This window comes from Lentzea sp. NPDC059081 (genome assembly GCF_042738015.1).
Lineage (GTDB): Bacteria > Actinomycetota > Actinomycetes > Mycobacteriales > Pseudonocardiaceae > Lentzea.
In genome coordinates this window covers 89,993-111,114 of sequence record NZ_JBHYGW010000001.1, presented here as the reverse complement: position 1 = coordinate 111,114, position 21,122 = coordinate 89,993, and the positions used below count along the sequence as shown (strand labels likewise).

Annotated in this window: 17 protein-coding genes; 5 read left to right on the top strand and 12 right to left on the bottom strand. The window is 71.8% G+C overall.

What is annotated here, in order from left to right; translation table 11 throughout:
* Position 1 precedes the first annotated feature (1 nt).
* The 3 genes from ACFWV3_RS00560 to ACFWV3_RS00550 are packed head-to-tail and all read right to left on the bottom strand — an operon-like array spanning position 2 to position 2,042.
* Positions 2–397, bottom strand: coding sequence for a MaoC/PaaZ C-terminal domain-containing protein (locus tag ACFWV3_RS00560; RefSeq protein ID WP_382406616.1), 396 nt, complete (start codon positions 395–397; stop codon positions 2–4).
* Positions 394–855, bottom strand: a complete 462-nt coding sequence (locus ACFWV3_RS00555) for a MaoC family dehydratase N-terminal domain-containing protein (RefSeq protein ID WP_382406614.1) — start codon at positions 853–855, stop codon at positions 394–396. The genes ACFWV3_RS00560 and ACFWV3_RS00555 overlap by 4 nt, the downstream gene beginning before the upstream one ends.
* A gap of 2 nt (positions 856–857) precedes the next feature.
* On the bottom strand, positions 858–2,042 hold the full coding sequence (locus ACFWV3_RS00550; protein WP_382406612.1) for a lipid-transfer protein: 1,185 nt from the start codon (positions 2,040–2,042) through the stop codon (positions 858–860).
* A gap of 120 nt (positions 2,043–2,162) precedes the next feature.
* On the opposite strand from ACFWV3_RS00550, the gene ACFWV3_RS00545 reads away from it, so the two are divergent.
* Positions 2,163–3,707: a long-chain fatty acid--CoA ligase gene (locus tag ACFWV3_RS00545; protein ID WP_382406611.1), complete on the top strand. Its 1,545-nt coding sequence runs from the start codon at positions 2,163–2,165 to the stop codon at positions 3,705–3,707.
* Here the strand turns inward: ACFWV3_RS00545 and ACFWV3_RS00540 are convergent.
* From ACFWV3_RS00540 to ACFWV3_RS00530, 3 genes are read right to left on the bottom strand one after another with little or no spacing between them, the layout of a single operon-like run.
* Positions 3,652–4,233, bottom strand: coding sequence for a biliverdin-producing heme oxygenase (locus ACFWV3_RS00540; protein WP_382406609.1), 582 nt, complete (start codon positions 4,231–4,233; stop codon positions 3,652–3,654). The two genes, ACFWV3_RS00545 and ACFWV3_RS00540, sit on opposite strands and share 56 nt — an antisense overlap.
* Complete coding sequence (locus ACFWV3_RS00535) at positions 4,230–4,679, bottom strand: response regulator (RefSeq protein ID WP_382406607.1); 450 nt, start codon at positions 4,677–4,679, stop codon at positions 4,230–4,232. The genes ACFWV3_RS00540 and ACFWV3_RS00535 overlap by 4 nt, the downstream gene beginning before the upstream one ends.
* The gene (locus ACFWV3_RS00530; RefSeq protein WP_382406605.1) at positions 4,676–6,604 is read right to left on the bottom strand and encodes a PP2C family protein-serine/threonine phosphatase; all 1,929 of its coding nucleotides are present in this window, start codon (positions 6,602–6,604) and stop codon (positions 4,676–4,678) included. Before ACFWV3_RS00530 ends, ACFWV3_RS00535 begins: the two co-directional genes overlap by 4 nt.
* Positions 6,605–6,688: 84 nt before the next feature.
* Here ACFWV3_RS00530 and ACFWV3_RS00525 point away from each other — a divergent pair, with 84 nt between their 5' ends.
* The gene (locus ACFWV3_RS00525; RefSeq protein WP_382406603.1) at positions 6,689–8,986 is read left to right on the top strand and encodes an ATP-binding protein; all 2,298 of its coding nucleotides are present in this window, start codon (positions 6,689–6,691) and stop codon (positions 8,984–8,986) included.
* A gap of 6 nt (positions 8,987–8,992) precedes the next feature.
* On the opposite strand, the gene ACFWV3_RS00520 is transcribed toward ACFWV3_RS00525, so the two are convergent.
* From ACFWV3_RS00520 to ACFWV3_RS00500, 5 genes are all read right to left on the bottom strand, one after another.
* Positions 8,993–10,228: a DUF1501 domain-containing protein gene (locus ACFWV3_RS00520; protein ID WP_382406601.1), complete on the bottom strand. Its 1,236-nt coding sequence runs from the start codon at positions 10,226–10,228 to the stop codon at positions 8,993–8,995.
* Between the two features lie 4 nt (positions 10,229–10,232).
* Positions 10,233–11,510, bottom strand: coding sequence for a DUF1800 family protein (locus tag ACFWV3_RS00515; RefSeq protein WP_382406599.1), 1,278 nt, complete (start codon positions 11,508–11,510; stop codon positions 10,233–10,235).
* A gap of 135 nt (positions 11,511–11,645) precedes the next feature.
* Positions 11,646–12,818: an AbfB domain-containing protein gene (locus ACFWV3_RS00510; RefSeq protein ID WP_382406597.1), complete on the bottom strand. Its 1,173-nt coding sequence runs from the start codon at positions 12,816–12,818 to the stop codon at positions 11,646–11,648.
* A gap of 89 nt (positions 12,819–12,907) precedes the next feature.
* Entirely contained in the window at positions 12,908–15,736 is a 2,829-nt protein-coding gene (locus tag ACFWV3_RS00505) for an AbfB domain-containing protein (protein WP_382406595.1), read from the bottom strand.
* A gap of 454 nt (positions 15,737–16,190) precedes the next feature.
* Positions 16,191–16,967 carry an SDR family NAD(P)-dependent oxidoreductase gene (locus ACFWV3_RS00500; RefSeq protein WP_382406593.1) on the bottom strand — a complete coding sequence of 259 codons (777 nt, stop codon included), beginning with the start codon at positions 16,965–16,967 and terminating at the stop codon, positions 16,191–16,193.
* A gap of 56 nt (positions 16,968–17,023) precedes the next feature.
* Here ACFWV3_RS00500 and ACFWV3_RS00495 point away from each other — a divergent pair, with 56 nt between their 5' ends.
* Positions 17,024–17,584: a TetR/AcrR family transcriptional regulator gene (locus ACFWV3_RS00495; protein WP_382406591.1), complete on the top strand. Its 561-nt coding sequence runs from the start codon at positions 17,024–17,026 to the stop codon at positions 17,582–17,584.
* Between the two features lie 2 nt (positions 17,585–17,586).
* On the opposite strand, the gene ACFWV3_RS00490 is transcribed toward ACFWV3_RS00495, so the two are convergent.
* Positions 17,587–18,144 carry a TetR/AcrR family transcriptional regulator gene (locus ACFWV3_RS00490; RefSeq protein WP_382406589.1) on the bottom strand — a complete coding sequence of 186 codons (558 nt, stop codon included), beginning with the start codon at positions 18,142–18,144 and terminating at the stop codon, positions 17,587–17,589.
* A gap of 110 nt (positions 18,145–18,254) precedes the next feature.
* On the opposite strand from ACFWV3_RS00490, the gene ACFWV3_RS00485 reads away from it, so the two are divergent.
* A complete protein-coding gene (locus ACFWV3_RS00485; RefSeq protein ID WP_382406587.1) occupies positions 18,255–19,268 on the top strand; it encodes an NADP-dependent oxidoreductase in 1,014 nt (337 codons plus the stop codon).
* A 119-nt stretch (positions 19,269–19,387) separates the two neighbouring features.
* On the top strand, positions 19,388–20,974 hold the full coding sequence (locus ACFWV3_RS00480; protein ID WP_382406585.1) for a glycoside hydrolase family 76 protein: 1,587 nt from the start codon (positions 19,388–19,390) through the stop codon (positions 20,972–20,974).
* The last annotated feature ends 148 nt before the right edge of the window (positions 20,975–21,122 follow it).

The following is a 21,122-nucleotide window of genomic DNA, read 5'->3' as shown; positions in this document are numbered from 1 at the left end:
GCTAGGCCCTTTCATCCAGGTCGACGACGGCGTCGCCGGTGAGGGTGGTGGTGCCGTCCGCGAGCGTCACGGCCAGCTCGACGGTCGCCTGTCCGTCCGCAATGGACACGACACGGCCGGTGCAGGTGGGCTTGCCGTGCACGGGGGTGATGGCGGCGAACCGCACCCGCCACGAACGCAGCCGCGACTGCGGCAGCCAGGAGGTGAGCAACCGGCCCAGGTACGCCATGGAGAGCATGCCGTGCGCGAACACGTCGTCCATGCCGGCCGACCGCGCGACGTCGAGGTCGATGTGGATCGGGTTGTGGTCTTCCGACGCTCCCGCGAACAGCGCCAGGGTGGTGCGCGAGATCGGTTCGAGCACGAGCGGCGGCAGCTCGGTGCCGACGCCGATCATGACCGCGCCCCAACGGGATGACGCACGACGATCACCGCGGTGGCCTCCGCGACCAGCGAGCCGTCCCTGGTGATCTCGGTGGTCTTCGTGAGCAGCTCCAGCGCACCGCCCTTCTTGCTCGCCACCTCGGTGATGCGCGGCCGCAGCACGAGCGTGTCGCCCGCGTGCGCGAGCCGGTGGTAGGTGAACGACTGCTCGCCGTGCAGCACGTGCCGCAGGTCGACGCCGAGCTCGACCAGGTAGTCGAACGGCTGGGGGCCGCTGAGCTCCAGGCTGAAGTAGTAGCTGGGCGGCACGGGCACGTCCGGGTGCCCGGCGGCACGGGCGGCGGCGGGGTCGCGGTACACCGGGTCGTCCTGGCCGGTGGCGGCGGCGAAGAACACGAGCTTGCCGCGCTCCACCGTCACCTCGATCGGGGCGAACGCGTACGCCTTCGCGGCGTCGGCGTCGACGGGCATGGTCAGCTCACCTTCTCGTACAGGGTGACGACGGCGGCACCGCCGAGGCCGATGTTGTGCTGCAGCGCGACGGTCACGTCGTCCACCTGACGGGTGCCTGCCTCCCCGCGCAGCTGCCAGACCAGCTCCGCGCACTGGGCGAGGCCGCTGGCACCGAGCGGATGGCCCTTGGACAGCAGGCCGCCGGACGGGTTCGTGACGACACGTCCGCCGTAGGTGTTGTCGCCCTCGACGACGAACTTCTCGGCCGTGCCCGGTTCGGTCAGCCCGAGCGCCTCGTAGCTGAGCAGCTCGTTGGTGGTGAAGCAGTCGTGCAGTTCCGCCACGCGCACATCACGGGGGTCGACACCGGCGGCTTCGTACACCTTGCACGCGGCGGCCGCCGTCATGTCGTAGCCGATGAGCTTGCGCGGATCCCCGTCGAACGACGACGGCGTGTCGGTCGTCATCGCCTGCGCCGCGATCACGACGTCGGAGCGCAGTCCTCGAGCGCGGGCGAAGTCCTCACTCACCACCACGGCCGCGGCGGCTCCACACGTGGGCGGGCAGCACTGCAACCGCGTCAGCGGGCCGTGAACTCGGGGCGAGGCAAGGACTTCCTCCTCCGTCACCGGTGCGGTGAACACCGCGTACGGGTTGTTCGCCGCGTGCCGGCGCGACTTCACGGAGATCCGTGCGAACACGGCCGGGTCCATGCCGTACTCCTCGCAGTACGCCGTCCCCGCGTCACCGAACAGCCGCGGTGCGAGCGGCACGTCCGGTGCGGCGCCGCGGACCCGGTCGGAGACCTCCAGGAACCGGTCGAACGGGCTCGGCCGGTCGGCCCACTGCATCTCGAGCGCGCCCCGGCGCATCTGCTCGAACCCGAACGCCAGCACGCAGTCCGCCGCACCGGAGGCCACCGCCTGGCGGGCCAGGTACAGCGCCGACGACCCCGTCGAGCAGTTGTTGTTGACGTTGACCACCGGCAACCCGGTCTGCCCGACGTCGTACAACGCGCGCTGCCCGCTCGTCGAGTCGCCGTACACATAACCGGCGTACGCCTGCTCGACATCGGCCAGCCCGATTCCGGCGTCGTCGAGCGCCGCGCGGACGGCACCTCCTGCGAGCACGTCGTACGTCGCGCTCCTGCTGGGTGTCGCGAACGGGACCATCCCGACCCCCGCGACCGCCACCCGGTTCGTCATGGCGCCTCCTTCGAAGCTATCGGCCATTCACTTACTACACCCACAAGGCTTGACAAGGGAAGTTTCAGGATTAACTGTGGTGCGCACCACGCTTCCCGGCGTTCACAAGTGGAGGGCTCGATGTACCTGACCCAAGGCCTGCACCGCGCCGTCCAGCAGCAACCGGACGAGGTCATGACCATCTGCGGCGACCGGCGGCGGACGTTCGCCGAGGTCGCGGACCGGGTGGCGCGGTTCGCCGGCGCGTTGCGGGACCTGGGCGTGGCCGAGGGCGACCGGGTGGCGATGCTGGCGCTCAACTCCGATCGCTACAACGAGTACCTGCTGGCCGTGCCGTGGGCGGACGCCGTCCTCAACCCCGTCAACATCCGCTGGAGCCCCGCGGAGATCGCGTACTCGTTGCGCGACTCCGACTCACGGGTGCTGCTGGTCGACGACGCGTTCGCCGCCATGCTCCCGGCGCTGCGGGAGCTGGCGCCGGACCTGGCCACGGTCATCCACGCCGGCGACGGCGCCACGCCCGACGGCGCGCTGTCCTACGAGGACCTGATCGCCGCTGCCCGGCCCGTTCCGGACGTCCGCCGCGGTGGCAGGGAGCTCGCCGGGTTGTTCTACACCGGTGGCACGACGGGGTTTCCGAAGGGCGTGATGCTCTCCCACGACAACCTCGGCACGTCGTGGCTGGGCGCGGCGGCGTCCGGGCACCTCATCGCCCCCGGTGGCCGCACGCTGCACGTGGCGCCGATGTTCCACCTCGCCGACCTCGCCATGTGGGGCGCGACGCTGCTGATCGGCGGCGGCCACGTCATCCTGCCGTCGTTCGACCCGGTGGCGACCCTGGCCGCCGTGCAGTCCGAACGCCCCACCGACGTCCTGCTCGTCCCGACCATGATCCAGCTGCTGGTCGACCACCCGAGCGCCCCCGACCACGACCTGACCAGCCTGAAGTCGGTGCTCTACGGCGCCTCCCCCATCCCGCAGGCCGTCCTGGAACGCGCCATGAAGGCCCTGCCCACCGCGCGGTTCACCCAGGCCTACGGGATGACCGAGCTCTCCCCCATCGCCACCCTGCTCACCCCCGACGACCACGACCGCGGCCTGCTGCGTTCCGCCGGCCGCGCGGCGCCGCACTCCGAGGTGCGCGTGGTCGGCCCGGACGACGAGGAGCTGCCGCGCGGCAGCGTCGGCGAGATCGTGGTCCGCGGCGGCCACGTGATGCTGGGCTACTGGGAGAAGCCGGAGGAGACCGCGGCCGCGGTCCGGGACGGCTGGATGCACACCGGCGACGGCGGCTACCTCGACGACGAGGGCTACCTGTTCGTGGTGGACCGGATCAAGGACATGATCGTCACCGGTGGCGAGAACGTGTACTCGGCCGAGGTCGAGAGCGTGCTGAGCCGGCACCCCGCGGTCGCCCAGTGCGCGGTGATCGGCGTGCCCGACGACGAGTGGGGCGAGCGGGTGCATGCCGTCGTCGTGCTGCGGGACGGCGACGCGGTCACGGTGGACGAGCTGCGCGAGCACGCGAAGACGCTCATCGCCGGGTACAAGGCGCCGCGCAGCGCGGAGTTCGTGGACGCGCTGCCGATCTCGGGCACCGGCAAGGTGCTCAAGCGCGAGCTGCGCGCCCGGCACTGGGCGGGCGGCGACCGGGCAGTGCACTGACCGTCCCGAGGAACGACTCGAACAGCAGGGTCGCCGCGTCGACCGCGGCGGCCTCCTCCCCGGCGGGCACCACGGCCTCCGCCAGCGCGCCGAACTCGCCGAACCGCCGCCGGGCGTCGCCGTCCGCGGCGAAGAACGACACCGGCGCGTCCCCCGCCCAGCGCGCGATCAGCCGGCCGCCGAGCTTCGCGCCCTCGACGACGTAGAGGCACCCGACGAGCGCGGGCACCGCCTCGACGTCCGGCGGCGCGGACCTCGGCAGTGACGCGATCCGCGCCGGACTCCAGCCGAGTCCGCGCAGGTCGGCGGCCAGCCGGTCGGCACCCGGCGACAGCTCCCACGGCAGCCCGTGCGCCGTGATCGACGCCTCCAACGCCTTCTCCAAGGGCTCGTGGACGCCGAGGAACGCCGCGAGCACCTCCTCGTAGCGGGCGAGCGGGATGTGCCCTGGCGCGAAGCCGACGGCGTCCTCCAGTGCGCGGTGGGCAGCGCGGGTTCCGGTGCGCAGGCGTGCCAGGACGCTCACGGCGTGGCGGCACCCGGTGCCGAGCGGGTGAAGCCGTTGGCGTGCCAGTACGCGACCGCGCCCTGCAGAACCGTGCGGAACAACGTGAAGTTCACCGGCTTGTAGACGTAGCTGTCCGCCCCCGCCTCGTAGCAGCGGTCGATGTCCGACGACGTCGTCGAGGAGGTGAACACGACGACGATCGCGTCGTTGAGCCGCGGGTCGGTGTCGGCGCGCAGGTCCGCGAGCACCCGGTAGCCGTCGGCACCCGGCATGTTCAGGTCGAGCAGCACCAGCACGGGGTGCGGCAGGCTCGCGTCCCGCAGCCGTTCCGCGACGTGGCGGCCGTCCGGCAGGAACTCCAGCACCAGCTCCGGGTGCGAGCGGGACAACGCGCGCAGGATCGCCTCGCGGTCCTCCTCGCTGTCCTCGACGACCAGCACGACCTGTTCCCCGCCCGCGGTCACAGGACCTCCCACCACGTCCGCGCGCCCCCGCTGACCTCGATGCGCGCCCATTCGGCGTCGCCGTCCACCGTCACGGTGAGCTCTCCTGCCTCGAACGGGACGGCGAGCCCGCCCGGCGGGTCCGGCCTGCCCAGCGACCGGACCGCGGCGAGCGCGGCCTCCGCCACCTGACCGGCCGGCAGCACCGCGTCGAGCGCGCGACGGCCGCGGTAGCGGATCACCAGCACCGCCGCGTCGTCGTCCACGGCGTAGCGCCCGTCCCCCGCGACCAGCGTCGCGGCCATCTCGGGCAACGGCAGGTCGTGCAGCGCCGCGAGCGTCGTCTCCAGGTCCGTGTCGCCGAAGAACGCCCCGGACGCGTCACGCGCCTCGACGAGCCCGTCGGTGAACAGCACCACGGAGTCACCGGCCAGGAGCACGTCGTCGACCGGGCTGAACACCGGGTCGTCGAGCACGCCGACGAGCTGGCCGGTGCAGCGGGTCTCCTCGACGCGGCCGTCCCGCCGGATGATCACCGGCGGCGGGTGCCCCGCGGTGAGCGACCGCATCGGCAGGCCGTCCGGACCCGCCGTGCCGAACGTGACGGTGGCCAGCGTGAGGAACTTGCCGACCCGGTCGCGCAGCATCTTGGCGTTGAGCAGCCGCACGGCGTCCGCGGGCTGCCCGCCCTCCTCCAGGATGGTCTCGACCGTGTGCCGGGCGAGGCCCGTGAGCGCGGCGGCCGCGGCACCACGGCCGCACACGTCGCCGATGAGCGCGGTGAACCGGTCCCCCGGCTGCCGCACGACGCCGTAGAAGTCACCGCCGACGTCCAGCAGGTGGCCGGCCACGTTGTACCCGGTCGCCACCTCGACGCCGGGCAGCTCGGGCAGCACCGAGGGCAGCAGGTGCCGCTGCAGCTCCTCGACCTCGGCGCGGCGCGTGCTGTACAGGGTCGCGTTGTCGATGGCGAGCGCCGCCCGCGCGGCGATGTCCCGCACGAACTCGCGCGTCGGCACCCGGTGCGCGCCGGCCCGGTGGAAGAACGTCAGCACGCCCAGCACCCGGCCCCGCGCCTGCAGGACCGCGCTGGTCATCAGCTCCAGGCCGACGTCCGCGGGCAGCAGCGACGGCGTCGGGTCGATCTCGTCGTCGTCGCTCGTGGGCACCCCGGCCCAGCGGCCGTCGCGCAGGTGGTCGTTGAGCAGGCGCTCGCGCCGCACGTCGACGTGGGCCGCGGCGATCTGCTCCAGGGCGTGGTCGCGCCGGATGTGCACGGCGGCGCCGTCGGCGAGGCCGGGCACCGCCATCCGCACGACAGCCCGCAGGGTCTCCTCGACGTCCAGCGACCGGGCGAGCCGCAGCGACACCTCCGCCAGCACGGCGTCCGCCGCGAGCCTGTTGTCGAGCAGCGCCTGGTCCGCGATCCGGTCGTCGGCCGCGATCACCACGTCGGCGATCTGCTCCAGCGCGCGGGCGACCGTCTCGTCCGCGGGCTTGCGCGCCAGGCCGACGAGCAGCACCGCGTTGTCGCCCGCGGCGGCGCGGAACGAGGACGCCACCACCGAGGTTCCTCCGGCTTCGCGCAGCCGCTCGGCCAGGGCCGGGGCGAACGCGGACAGCTCGGCCACGCCGAGGTCGGCGATCCTCGCCTGGCCGGCGGCCCTCACGGGCAGTTCGGCGGAGTGCGCGACCCACGGCGCGACGTCCGCGGCGAGTCCCGCCGGTCCGCTCAGCACGCCGTGGTCGCGGTCGGCCCAGCGCACGACCAGCACGCTGCCGTCGGGGCCGATCCGCGCGCCGAGCACGCTGCGGACGTCCGGCAGCTCCAGCAGCCCGAGGTAGAGCTCCTTCGCGAAGACCTTGGTGCTGCCCGCCGAGAACGCGGTGCGCCACAGCGCGTGCAACAGCTCCGGCCAGGCGGGTCCGTTCCCCGTCGTCGTCATCAGGCCCGGCACCTCCCCGTGTTCACGCTGCCCGTGTGGAAGTCTCCTCGACGAACCGCACGCCCACCGGAAGCAGGAAAGAGTATGCACGACGATCAGGAACTTGCCGGTACCGAAGAGGGCGGGCTCGGCGAGGCGTGGGCGCGCGCCGCGCGGGCCGAGGCGGAGGCCGGGACGACGTCGTTCGACCTGACGGTGTGCCTGACCGAGCCGATCCACCTGCTGGGCGGGATCCAGTCCTACGGCGCGCTGCTGGCCGTGGACGACGCCGGTGTGGTCGAGGTCGCGAGCGAGAACACCACGGCCCTGCTGGGCAGCTCCCCGGACACCCTGATCGGGTCACCGGTGGAGGCCCTGATCGGCGCGGACGGCGTCGCGACCGTGCGCGCCACGCTCGAAGCCCCGACCGGCGACCGCGGGCTGTGCGGGCTGGTGCTGCCCGCGTCCGGGGAGAGCTTCGACGTCACCGTGTACCGCGCGGACGGCAGGACGGTGCTGGAGTTCGAGCCACGGCCGGCGCAGGACTCGTTCCGCTTCTCGCAGTTCTACCCGCGCCTGCGCACCTCGCTGACCAAGCTGCAGCACGAACGGAACGTCGTCGACGTGTGCGCCTCCGCGGTGGCCGAGATCCGGACGCTGACCGGGTACGACCGGGTGGTGGCCTACCGGTTCGAGGGCCAGGCCGGTCCCGGTGAGGTGATCGCCGAGTCCGTCGCGGACGGGCTGGAACCGTGGCTGGGCCTGTGGTTCCCGGCCACCGACATCCCGCCGCAGGCGCGCCGGCTCTACGAGCGCAACTGGATCCGCGTGATCAACGACGTGGACGACGCGACGGCCTCGCTGCTGCCCGCGGTGCTGCCGGGGACGTCCGCGCCGCTCGACCTGTCCGACTCGGCGCTGCGGACGGTGTCGTCGTTCCACCTGGAGTACCTGCGCAACATCGGCGTCGCGTCCTCGATGTCGGTGTCGTTGCTGCACTCCGGCTCGCTGTGGGGCCTGATCGCGTGCCACGGCGTCACGCCCCGGCGGCTCGACCCCGAGGTGCGCTCGGCCTGCGAGTTCTTCGGCGTCACGCTGTCGCTGCAGCTCGCCGCGCTGGAGGAGGCGCAGACCTCCCAGGCCCGCCACCACACCCGCACCGCGCTGTCCCGCCTGGTCACCGAGCTGAACACGGACATCACCCAGTCCGTCTCGACCAGCGTCGACCTGCTGCACGAGCTGATCGACGCCGAGGCCGTGGTGTTGCGGCTCGACGGCGTGACGACGGTCGTGAGCGGCGGCGACCAGGACGCGCTGCGCGGCGGTCTCGACGCGTTGTGGGCGGTCGTGCCGGAGCTGAACGCCGGTGAGGTGTGGAGCTCCGACAACCTCACCGCGCACGACTCCACCATGGTCGCGCACGCCGAGCGGGTCAGCGGGGCGCTGGTGCTCGCCCTGTCCGGCGGGACCGGCGACCTGATCGCGTGGGTGCGCCCGGAACGCCGCGCCAGCAGGACGTGGGCGACGAACCCGGACACGCCGGTGCAGCTCGGTGAGCGTGGCGAACGCCTGACGCCGCGCGGGTCGTCGGCCGTCTACCAGGCCGTGACGCGGGGCCACTGCGTGCCGTGGACGCCGTCGGACGAGGCCGTCGCCAGCGAGTTCGGGCGGGCGATCACCACGATGGTGCTGCGGCACAACGCCCGCCTGACGACGTTGAACGACGAGCTCCAGCGGGCGAACCGCGACCTCGACACGTACGCGCACGTGGCCGCGCACGAGCTGAAGGAACCGTTGCGCGGCATCTTCAACTCGACGGCTTTCATCCGCGAGGACGCCGAGGACCTCGACGACACGACGGTCCGCAGGCTCGACACCGTGCAGCGCCTCGCCCAGCGGATGGACGAGCTGATCAACTCGCTGCTGCACTTCGCCCAGCTGGGCAACGGCTCGCTGCGGCGGCAGGAGGTCGGCCTGCGCGACGCGGTGCTGGCCGCGTTGGAGGTGGCGGGTCCCCGGCTGGCGGAACGGGAGGTCGACGTCGTGCTGCCCGCACCGGGCCCGACCGTGCTGGCCGACCCCGAGCGGCTGGCCGAGGTGCTGGTGAACCTGCTGGTCAACGCCGCGAAGTACGCCCGCGAAGACCACCCGCGCACGGTGGAGGTGGCGCTCGACGGCGACGCGGTGCACGTGCGGGACAACGGCATCGGTGTCCCGCCCGAGCACCGCACCGAGGTCCTGCGGCTGTTCCGCCGGCTGCACAAGCGCGACGAGCACGGCGGCGGTCACGGCGCCGGGCTCGCGATCGTGCACCGCATCGTCGAACGGCACGGCGGCGAGGTGCGGCTGCACGCCACCCCGGGAGGCGGCACCACCGTGACGTTCACGCTGCCCAGGGCCTGAGGACCGTCAGGCGAACAGGCCCTCCACCCGGCCGTCGTGGTCCTTGATCACCCGGCCGGGCTCCGTGCCGAGCACGCGGTCGAGCAGGCTCGCGTACACGTCGCGGAAGTCCGTGGTCTGCCTCAGGTCGCCGTCGTCGAGGTCGGTCAGGCTCGGCTGCGCGCCGTGGAAGCCGCCCCGCACGTTCGCCCCGAGCAGGAACACCGGACCGGCCGTGCCGTGGTCGGTGCCGTCGCTCGCGTTGGCCCGCACCCGCCGGCCGAACTCGGAGTAGACCAGCACGGTGGCACGCTTCCCGACCCTGCGGACGAACGGGGTCAGCGCGGCGTCCAGCTCGGTCAGCAGGCGCTGCTGGGTCGCGCGCTCGTCGGAGTGCGTGTCGAACCCGCCCAGCGACGCCGAGTAGACCCGGCAGGGCGCCCCTGCCTCGATCAGCCGGGCGACCACGTCGAGCTGGGCGCCCAGTGCGCCGCCGCCACCGGCCGAGGACCCCTTGTCCCTCTGCTCGTCCGGGTCGTCGGCCGGGATCTGGCCGCCGTTGGGCGATCCGGTGAGGGTCGTGGCGGTGCGGCGCACGTCCGAGATCGACCGCGCGACGCGTGCCTGCCAGTGCTCCTCGCCGGCGGAGGCCTGTCCCAGCAACGAGAACGCGTCGCCGAGCGGCCCCGACGGCAGCTTCAGGCCGTTGAGCGGGAACGACGCCGCCGCGGTGCGTTCACCGGCGAGCAACGGCGGCAGCAGCGGTTCCACCGACAACGCCCGCAGCGGGTCGTCGGCCGCCGTCTCGTCGAGCCAGCGGCCCAGCCAGCCGGACGGCACCGAGGTGCGCGGTGAGGCGGTCTGCCAGATGGCCATCGAGCGGAAGTGGCTGTGGTCGGGCTGGGCGTAGCCGACCCCGCGGACGATGGCGAGGCCCTTCTCGTCCCAGAGCTGCTTGAGGCCCTTCATGCCGGGGTTCAGGCCCAGTCCCTCGCCGAGGCCGAGCACCTCGCCCGGTTCGTAGGCCAGGTCGGGCCGGGCGTCCTGGTAGGCGCGGTCCTCGGCGGGCACGACGGTGTTGAGGCCGTCGTTGCCCCCGTAGAGCGTCACGACGACGAGCACGCCCTGGCTCGGGTCGAGCGGGTTCTCGGCGGCAGCGCTCATGAGGTCGTCCCAGTTCACCTGCGTGGCGCCGAACGCGAGGGCACCGGCCGCCGTGACACCGGACAACGTGAGGAAACGGCGTCGGGTCAGCGTGTTCACGAGATCACCTGCTCACCACGTACTCGGGGGCGCTCGCCGCCACGACGACGAGCTGCACCGGGGTGCCGGCCACCTTCTCCAGCGCGGACTTCGTGCGGTCCGACCACGAGTCGACGCCGAGCAGGCGCCGCACTCCCTCGATCTTGTCCGCGCCGCCGAGCGCGGTCTTGAGGTCGGCGCGGTCGGCGACGAGCTTGGCCAGGTCGAGCCGGGACGGCCACGCGGCCGTCGTCAGCCACGCCCCGCCCGCCGGCCAGCCTCCGACGCTCGGCGGCCGGAACGGCACCTGCCCGAGTCCCCGCAACGAGCGCAGCAGCGTGGCGGCCTGCTTCTCGTTCAGGTCGCGCGGCTTGACGCCGAGCGCGCGCATCAGGCCGACCGCCCACTCGACGGGTTGTTTGACCAGGACGTTCGCCGAGTCGCGGAACGCGGGCTCACCGGCGAGGGCGCGCAGGAACGACCGGGTGTCGCGCCGGAACGCCGTGACCAGGCGGGCGAGCACGTCGGCGGCGGGCGGCTGCGCGGACACGAGCCGGAACCACACCCTGCCCACGACGAACTCCGGGCTCTCCGGCTTGTCGAGGATGAGCTTCAGCAACGACCGGGCGGTGTACTTGTCGGGCTTGCCGAAGACCCGCTTCGCGCCGTCGTCGTGGCGTTTCGCCACCAGCTCCGCCTTGCCCGAGTCGGCCCGCACGGTCCACCCCGTCAGCGACCGGGCGGCCTCCCGGACGTCGATCTCGTCGTAGTGGCCGATCCCCAGGGTGAACAGCTCCATCAGCTCGCGGGCCAGGTTCTCGTTGGCCGCCCCGACGCGGTTGTCGTTGCCGTCGAGCCAGATCAGCATCGCCGGGTCGACGACCAGCGCCTGCGCGAGGTCCGCGAACGGCCCGAGCCCGAGCCGCCGGAACGTCTCGTTCTGGGTCAGCATCAACGCGGGCGAGCGCACCTTCTGCTCGCTCGTCGCGAAGTGCCCGTGCCAGAACCACGTCATGCGTTCGAGGGCCGGCCCGTCCGTCGTGGCCATCCGGTCGAGCCACCACACCGCGAGGGCGTTCTCGTCGTCGTTGCGCTGCCGGGTCGCGTCCTTCTTCGCCTGGTTGTCGCCCTTGGCCGGGCGGGGCGGGCTGGCGGGCCGCGGCGCGGGGGCACCGGCGGAACCGTCGGCCAGCAGGGCGTCGAGCGCGACGTCGTACGGGCGGTCGAGATCGCCCGGTCGCGGCCCGACACCGAGCCGGTCGTGCAGCCTCCGCACGGCGGCGCGTTCGTCCAGTTGCACCATGGCGGACAGTGTTGGCGCCCCGAGTTTCCTGTGACCAGGCTGTGGACGGATCTTCAGAGTCGCTTCAGCGGTCTCGACGAGGCCGGTGGCCGCCCGCACCAGGGCTGACCACCGGCTTTCGTCCTCAGGCCCCCGTCAGGGCGCCCACGGCGCGTCGACCGACCAGCCGAGGTCGGCCACGAGGCTCGCGGCGGTGTCCTGCGGCCCGGAGCCACCCGGTGTGGCGAGCCACAGCTCACTGTTGACGTGCCGCAGGTACGAGCCGGGGTAGCTCCACGCGCTCAGCCGCACCCCGGCCGGCGCGGACCGGGCGCACCACGTGGCGTCGCTGCGCGTGAGTGCCGACCCGTCGTCGGTGCTGATCCGGACGCGGCCGTTCTGGTGCCGCAGGTAGTAGCCGGGGAAGTTGCGCGACTCCAGGCTGTAGCAGCCGCCCGCGAGACCCGGGACGACCCGCCAGGTGGCGTCGGCCTTGAGCAGCGCGGAGCTGCCCGAGTCGACGTGTTCGGTGAACCCCACCGAGTTCTGGTGCCGCGCGTACCGGTCGGTGTAACCGGGGGTCGTGACGCGCACCGAACGCAGGCCCGTCGGGATGGTGACGCCCGCGCCGTCGGTGCCCGCCGATCCGGGCACGGAGGCGAGCGCGGAAGCCCAGCGGGCGGCCATCTTGTCGTAGCCGCCACGGGTCGGGTGCACGCCGTCGGCCAGGTCCGCGGTGGTGAGCGCGGAGTGCATGTCGACGTAGTGGACCTGGGAACCCTTGCTCGCCACCATGGCCGGGATCGTGGCGTTGTACGCGGCTGCCCTGGACTCCCTGGCCGGGTCGGACAACGGGATGATCGACGAGACGAACAGGTCCGCGTTCGGTGCCGCGGCGCGGATGTGGTCCACGAGGGCGCTCAGCCGCGCCGGTGCGTTCGCCATGTCGTAGTTCTGCACCACGTCGTTGGTGCCGATGTGCAGCAGGATGCTCCTCGGCGAGGTGTCGCGGAGCACGCCGGCGGCGATGGCGTCGATCTGGTCGACGCGCCAGCCGTTGTGGCCCTCGTGGTCGTGGTCCGGCAGGTCCGCGGGCCCGTTCGACCCGGTGCCGACGAAGTCGACGAGGTGGCCCGCGGATGCCAGCGAGCGCCACAGGTTGATTCGATAGCCGCCGGGAACGTTGAACCCGTCGGTGATCGAGTCGCCGAGCACCAGGATCCGCGTGCCGCCGTTGCTCTCCGCGGCGGTGGCCGCGGTCGAGGGCGCGAGGACTCCCAGGCCGGTGAGGAGGACTGTCATGAGGATCGCCGTGCGTCGTCGCACCATGCCGATCTCCCGATCGTCTGAAGTAGACAGTGCAGGGAAGGGGCCGGGGTGGCGGTGGAACCACCCCGGCCCGTGGAACGGGGTCGTGCCTACGGCGCCCAGGGTGCCGCGATGGTCCAGCTGCTGTCGGCGGTCAGCGTCTGCGGCCGGTCGAAGCCGGTCTCCGCGTTGCCGCCGGCGACGTACACCTGCGACTCGAAGTGCCGCACGTACGAGCCCGGCTTGTTGAGCGACTCGAGCGTCACGCCCGTGCCGCCCACACCCGGCCGGGCGCAGAACGTGGCGTCCTCGCGGAACAACGCCGTGCCGTCGTTCGGCGAGATCCGCACCCTGCTGTTGGCGTGGCGCAGAAACTGGCCGGGGAAGTTCACCGACTCCAGCGAGTAGCAGGACGAGTCGGCGAGCCCTCGGCGGACGGTGAACGTGGCATCGGCCTTCAGCGTGGCGCTGCTGCCGCTGTTCACGATCTCCGTGTACCCGAGGCTGTCGGAGTGCCGGACGTAGCGGTCGGTGAGACCCCACGTGGTGACGCGCAACGACTGCCGCACGTCCGTGGTGAGCCGCACCGAGCTGCGCCACAGCGCCGGGTCCGAGGTGCCCCACGTGGCGTCGGCGGCGAACCCGGTCGCGGTGTCCCAGGCGTTGGTGCCGCCGCTGCGGGCCAGGTACACGTTGTCCGCGTAGTGGCGCAGGTAGGAGCCCGGGAAGTTCAGCGACTCGAACGACGTGCCGCCCGAAGCGAGTCCGGTGCGGGCGCACCAGGTGGCGTCGGCGTTGAACGACCCGCCGGTGGACGCCTCGACGCGCGCGACGCTGTTGGCGTGCCGCAGGAAGCGGCCGGGGAAGTTCACCGACTCGAACGAGTAGCACCGCGCGTCGGCCAGGCCCGCCACCGTGCGGAACGACGCGTCCTGGCGGTCGCCGTCGGAGCTCGCGGAGCTGAGGACGTCCGTGCGTCCCACCGAGTTCGCGTGCCGCAGGTAGCGGTCCGTGAAGCCCGGCGTGGTGACCCGCAACGACCGGACGTGCCCGAGCGTGAAGTCGACCGGCGAGTTCAGGTTGCGCGAGGCGGCGATCAGGTCGCCGTGCGCGGCCCTGAGCGTGTTCGTGTCGACCTTCTGCACCTGCCGGTCGTAGCTGAACAGGCCGTTGTACTCGCCCTCGACGTCGGTGATCTCCGTGTAGACGTAGGCGGAGACGCCCTTGGTGGTCATCAGCTGCTTCACGTCGCGGACCATGCCGGTGTAGCGGTCGTTGAGCTGGGCCGCGCTGAACACCTGCTCGTAGGCGAAGAAGGCGTTCTTCGGGCTGTACTCGTGGCCGGGCGTGCGCAGCCCGATGCCGCCGAACTCCCCGAGCACGGACACCCGCGTGGAGGACGGGCGTGGCGCGTCCGGTCCGGTGTAGACGTGCCAGTCGACGATGTCGCCGGTGCCGGGATCACCCTTGGAGGCGCAGCAGTTGTAGCCGCTGTGCGCGTTGACGAGCCGGGTCGGGTCGTAGTTCTTCAACGACGTGGTGACCCGCTGGGTCTCCGCGAGGTTCCACTCGCCCCAGCCCTCGTTGAACGGCACGTAGGTGATCACCGCGGGCGAGAACCGGTGCTCGTCGATGATCTCGCGCGCCTCGGTCTCGAACTGGGCGATCTGCGCCGAGGTGCGGTTGGCGTCGAACGCCTGCGTGGACGGGACGTCCTGCCACACCAGCAGCCCGAGCCGGTCCGCGTGGTAGTACCAGCGGGCCGGTTCGACCTTGATGTGCTTGCGCACCATGTTGAAGCCGAGGTCCTTGTGCTTCTGCAGGTCCGACGCGAGCGCGGCGTCGGTCGGCGCCGTGTAGAGGCCGTCGGGCCAGAAACCCTGGTCCAGCGTGCCGATCTGGAACACGAACTCGCCGTTGAGGGTCGGCCGCAGCACGCCGTCCACGAGCTTCGTGCCGATCTCGCGCATGCCGAAGTAGTTCGTCACCTGGTCGACGGTCTGGCCGGAGGAGTTCCGCAGCGAGACCCGCAGGTTGTACAGGAACGGGTCGTCGGGCGACCAGCGGCGCGCGTTCGGCACGGGGACGGAGAACTCGGTGAAGCCGCCGGTGGCGCTGCCCACGACGGTCGTGCCCGTCATCGACTCGGCCAGCACGGTGTGCCCGGAGTTGGTGCCGCGCGTGAACACCCGGACTCTCGCGGTGTTGTTCGAGAGGTTCGGGTAGATGTCCACGGAGTAGATCGACGTCGCCGCCGTGGGTTCGAGCCACACCGTCTGCCAGATGCCCGACGTCGGCGTGTAGAAGATCTGGCTGGTGTCGTTGACCTGCTTGCCTATCGGCTGCTTCTCACCGCGGCCGTCGGTCGGGTCGTACACGCGCACGATGATCTCGTTGGTGCCGCCGTTGAGCTGCGGGGTGATGTCGACCTCGAACCGGTCGTAGCCGCCCTTGTGCGTGGTGACCTGGGTGCCGTTGACCCACACCGTCGCCTCGTAGTCGACCGCGCCGAAGTGCAGCTGCACCCGCCGCCCGTTCCACCCGGACGGCACGGTGAACGTGCGCCGGTAGAACATCAGGTCGCGGTTGTCGTTGCGCATGATGCCGGACAACGCCGACTCGATCGGGTACGGCACCAGCACGCGCTCCGGCAGCGTCTGCCCGACCGGCGGCGAGGCGTTGCGGTTGACGTTCCCGGACGAGTCGGTGGCGGGGTTGAGGAACTCCCACTCGCCGTTGAGGGACTGCCAGTCCGGCCGGAGCATCTGCGGGCGCGGGTACTCCGGCAACGGGTTGGTGGTCGACACCTGGTTGGTCCACGGGGTGGTCAACGGCGGTGTCTTGGGCACGACGGCCGCGGACGCTGTGCTGACCACGGTGGCGACGAGGCCACCGGCGAGCACCAGAACGGCCGCCGCCCAGGCGACGAGGGGACGCATCGAACTCCTTCAGGGGGCAGGGTGGGTACGGCTCGGGACCGGACCGTCCGCTCGGACGTCCGGAACGAGGTGGTGAAACCGGCGGTCAGCGCGCCGGAACGGCCGGCGGGAGCGGCAGCGGGGCCGGGAGGGGCGTGGTGGCGAGCTCGAGCGGGAGAGCGGTCATCGTCGGCAGCTCCAGTGGGCGGGGAAGCTCGGCACGGCGCCCCGACAGGAACGCACATGTTTCGCGTTGGTTTCCTCGTGCGGAGCATCGCCGGCGAGGCGCCCGGTAGAGCGCTCTCACCGGCGAAGTCCGCAGGAAGAAGGGGTGTGACGGAGCCGGGCAGGCGGACCGTCCGCGCCATCGTAACTCAAAAGTGTGCGCCAAAACACACCAGAAACATGCGCGCTGAATCGAAACAGCAAACAGAAATCTTGTCGGTCTGTGTTTGATCGAGACGACGTGCGCAGCTCAGGCGACGGACCGGACCGTGCCGCCGTCGACCCTGATCGTCGCGCGGCTGACGTAGTCCGCGTACGGGCTCGCCAGGTAGGCGACCGCACCAGCGATCTCCTCGGGACGGCCGAACCGGCCGACGTCGTTGGGCACGAGCTCCGCGACGGCGTTGCGTTCGATCTCCTCCCAGCTCTCGCCCCACCCGTTGGCCGGCGCCTGCTTCGTGAGCCACGCCCGGACCGAGTCGACCATGATCGCGCCCGGCGACACGACGTTCGAGGTCACGCCGGTGTCCTTCAGCTCGCGCGCCAGGGAGACGGCGAGGGTGTGCCGGGCGGCCAGGGTCGCGCTGTAGTGCGGCTGGACGGCGATCGGCTGCGTGCCGAGGCCACCGCCGATCTGGATCACCCGGCCCCAGCCGCGGGCGCGCATGCCGGGCACGAGGCGCTGGACCATCCTGACCGCGGAGATCACGTTGGCCTCGTGGATGTCGCGCCACTCCCCCGGCGTCGCGTCGACCCAGCCGGTGTGGGCGTAGCCGCCGGCGTTGTTGACCAGCACGTCGACCTCACCGGCGACGGCGGCGACCGCGTCCGCACCCTCGTCGGTGGCGAGGTCGCCGATGGCCACCGCGGCACCGATGTCCGCCGCCACGGCGCGGGCGCGGGTCTCGTCGCGGCCGTGCACGACGACGTCCGCCCCTTCCGCCGCCAGCAGCCGCGCGATCGCCTCGCCCAGTCCCGAGCTCGAACCCGTGACCAGGGCCCGCTTGCCCGTCAAGTGCAGTTCCACGACGTTCTCCACAAGTCTACAGTCGTATACTTCACTCGAAGTCTACACTCGTATACATGAGTTCAGCGCACCGCAGAGACGCCGCCGCCACCCGTGCCGCGATCCTCCGCGCCGGCGTCGAGGCGTTCACCCGCCACGGCTTCGACGGGGTCGGGGTCCGCGAGATCGCCCAGGCGGCCGGGGTCAGCGCCATGCTGGTGAACCGCTACTTCGGTTCGAAGGAGGGCCTGTTCGCCGAGGTCGCGGAAGTGTCGATGACCGACCGCACGGTGCTCGGCGGCGACCCGGCGACCCTGGCGCGCGACATCGCGGCGGCCCTGGTCCGCCGCACCTCCCCCGCCGCGGACGAGCTGTCGCCGTTCCTGCTGATGCTGAGGTCTGCGGCCAACCCGCGGGCCGCCGAGATCCTGCGGGACAACATCGAACGGCACGTCGAGGCACACCTGCACGAGGTGGCACCGGACACGCGCGGCACCGACCGCGCGGCGGTGGTGCTGTCGGTGATCGCCGGGTTCTGGTTGCTGCGCAAGGTGATCGGCAGCAGCGCGTTGACCGGGACTGACGAGGAGGCCCTCGAAACGACGTTGCGTCAGGTCTTCGAGGTGCTGCTGCCCTGAGACTAGGCCAGCCGCGCCTTGGGCACGATCGCGCTCATCACGACCTCGATGAGGTGCTCGGCGCGCGCCTGGAGCCCCGGCTGGTCACGCAGCCACACGAGCGACGACACCAGGGCGAACAGATCCGCGCCGTCGAGGTCGGTGCGCGCCGAGCCGGCCTCCTGGGCGCGGGTGAGCAGCCGTGCGCCGGACCCGCGCATCGCGGCGCAGGAGCCGTGCAGCGCCGACTCCGGGTCCTCGATCGCCTTCACCATGGCCGTCACGACGCCGCGGTAGTTCGTGCAGACCGCGATGAAGTCGCGCAGCCACAGCACCAGCGCCTCGTCGGGCCCGTGCGCGCCCTCGACCTCGGCCGCCCGGCCGGTCAGCTCGTCGAAGCTGGTGCGCAGCAAGGCTTCCAGCAGCGACTCCCTGGTCGGGAAGTGCCGCTGCACCGTCGCCAGCCCAACCCCGGCACGGCGCGCGATGTCGCGCATCGACGCCTCCGAACCGTGCTCGGCGATGACGGTGCCGGCGACCGCGAGCAGGCGGTCGTGGTTGGCCTTGGCGTCCGCCCTCATCTGCGCTCCTTGCATAACCGGGTCACTGACCCATATATTCGGGTCAGTGACCCGGAAAAACGGGTCCGTGACTCGTTTCGAAGCTTACCCCGCTGTGGACGGAGAGAACCGTGCCGACTGAGACCATGAACGCGATCCGGGTGCACGAGTACGGCGGCCCGGAGGTGCTGCGCTACGAGACGGCTCCCAAACCCGAGCCGGGGCCGGGCCAGTTGCTCGTCCGGGTGCACGCGGTCGGCGTCAACCCGCCCGACTGGTACGCGCGCGGAGGCATGCCGGACGTGCCGGAGGAGCTCAAGCCGCCGACGACGCTGCCGCTGATCCCCGGCACCGACGTGTCGGGCGTTGTCGCGGAGGTCGGCACCGGAGCCGAGGGCTTCGCGGTCGGCGACGAGGTGTTCGGCATGGTGAACTTCCCGCTCTCGTTGCAGGGCAAGGCCTACGCCGAGTTCGTGGCCGCGTCGGCGACGGACTTCGCGCACAAGCCGGCGGGCGTCGACCACGCCCACGCCGCCGCCGTGGCCATGTCCGGACTCACGGCGTGGCAGTTCCTGGTCGAGGTCGGGCACGACTTCCCGTCGCCGTTCCAGGCGGTCCGGCACCGCCCGATGGCGCTCGGTCCCGGGAGCACGGTCCTGGTCAACGGCGCGGCCGGCGGCGTCGGGCACCTCGCCCTGCAGCTCGCCAGGTGGAAGGGCGCCCGCGTCATCGCCGTCGCCTCCGGTGGCCACGAGGAGTTCCTGCGCGGTCTCGGCGCCGACGAGATCATCGACTACACGAAGGAACGTCCCGAGGAGGTCGCCCACGACGTCGACCTGGTGCTGGACTGCGTCGGCGGCCCGCACAGCAGCCGGTTCCTGCGGGCGGTCAAGCGCGGCGGCTCGCTCTACCCGGTCTACTTCGGCGAGTTCGACGACGAGGAGAACGCGCGGCTGGGCGTCACGGTGACGGCCACGCAGGTCCGGTCGAGCGGGGCACAGCTCGCCGAGATCGGCCGCCTGCTCCAGGACGGCACGCTCCGCGTCGCGATCGACAGCACCTTCGCGCTCAAGGACGCCCAGGCCGCGCACGAGCGGGCCGCACGAGGACATCTCCGCGGCAAGATCGTGCTCACCGTCGCCTGAGCACCCGCTGACAAAAACCTGACCGGTCGGGAACGTTGACGTCGAAAACTCCCGAACCCTAGCCTGAATGTGGGAGCGCTCTCACTCGTTCGGCCACCCACCCTGCATCGGGAGGTCTCGTGCTGAGAGCCGTCTTTCTCGCGTCCCTGATGATGTCCACCCCCGTCGTGGCCCTGCCGGTCGCGTCGGCCGCGCCGGCGACCTCGGCGGCCGAGGTCCGGCCCGCCGCGGACTGCGACTACTACTGCGACGACCGCGACCCCACCCTGCCGCTGAGCGCGCGGCGTTCCAGCCACCGCCCCGGCGCGCCGCGCACGACCAGCAGCCCGCCGTCGACGGGCACCGCCCCGCCCGCCGCGGCGGCGGTCATCTGCAACAAGTACTGCGACGCCCGCGATCCCGCCCTGGCACCGGCCCAGCGCCTCACCCAGACCGTCACCGTCGGCGGAAGGCAGGTCTCCCTGCGCTTCGACGACACCGACGCGATGGGCTGGGCGGTGATCTCCGCCGCGCAGCAGGGCGACGAGGTGTGGCTGGACCGCTCGTTCGACGCGGGCGTCAGCTGGGGCTCCGGCTCCCGGCTCGGCAACACGGCGGCCCCGGCGGGCTTCGGCGAGTGGCGCACGATGATGTACAACGTGGACGACTGGGCCACCCTGGGCGTGGGCCTGCTGAGGGCCTGCGGCCGCCCGGCCGGCTCGTCCTCGATCGCGTGCACCAGCTGGTACCGCACGACGTGGAACGCCGGCGAACGCCGCACGGCGGCGGCTACGGCGTTGATGGAGCGCTACAACCTGAGCACCGGCCTGTTCGACACGACGGGCTGGTGGAACTCCGCCAACGCGCTCACCGCGATCATCGACAACATCCGCGTCACCGGCATGAACAGCTACCGCTACGCCATCGCCCGCACCTACGACCTCAACCTCACCGCCTGGCAGGGCAACTTCATCAACGACTACAACGACGACGTCGCCTGGTGGGGCCTCGCCTGGCTCGCCGCCTACGACCTGACCGGCGAGACCAGGTACCTGAACACCGCCAGGGCCGGCGCCGACCACATCCACCGGTTCTGGGACTCGGTGTGCGGCGGCGGCATCTGGTGGAGCTCGGCCAAGGGCTACAAGAACGCCATCGCCAACTCGCTCTACGTCCAGCTCAACGCCGCCCTGCACAACAGGATCCCCGGCGACACCACCTACCTGCAACGGGCCAGGACGGGCTGGACCTGGTTCACGAACAGCAAGATGATCAACAGCTCCGGCCTGGTGAACGACGGCCTGACCACGTCCACCTGCGCCAACAACGGCCAGACCCCGTGGAGCTACAACCAGGGCGTCCCCCTGGCCGCCCTCACCGAGCTGGCCCGCGCGACCGGCGACTCCGGCTACCTCTCCCAGGCCCGCACGCTCGCCACCGCGTCGACCGGCAGCTCGTTCCTCAACCCCGGCGGCACCCTGTTCGACAACGGGGGTGGCGGTGACGTGCCTTCGTTCAAGGGGATCTACGTGCGGGGGCTGGCCGCGTTGAACCGGGCCTTGTCGGATCGGCCGTACACCGCTTACCTGCGGCGGCAGGCTGACACGGCCTACTCGCGGGACCGGTCCAGTGCGGACTCGTACGACCAGCCGTGGGCGGGTCCGTTCCAGTTCAGCGACGGGGCTCGGCAGCACAGCGCGGTGGACCTGATGAACGCCGCGAGCTGAACACACCCCTCGGCGGAGGAGCGGGCCCCCTCCCGGAAAAGGGGGCACTCCCAACCCGTTGGCCCCCCCCGCACCCCCCCACTTTTCCCCCGAAGGCTTGCTCCTTTGCACCACTGTTGGCACCCCAGTGGCGTACCCCCGGAGGGCG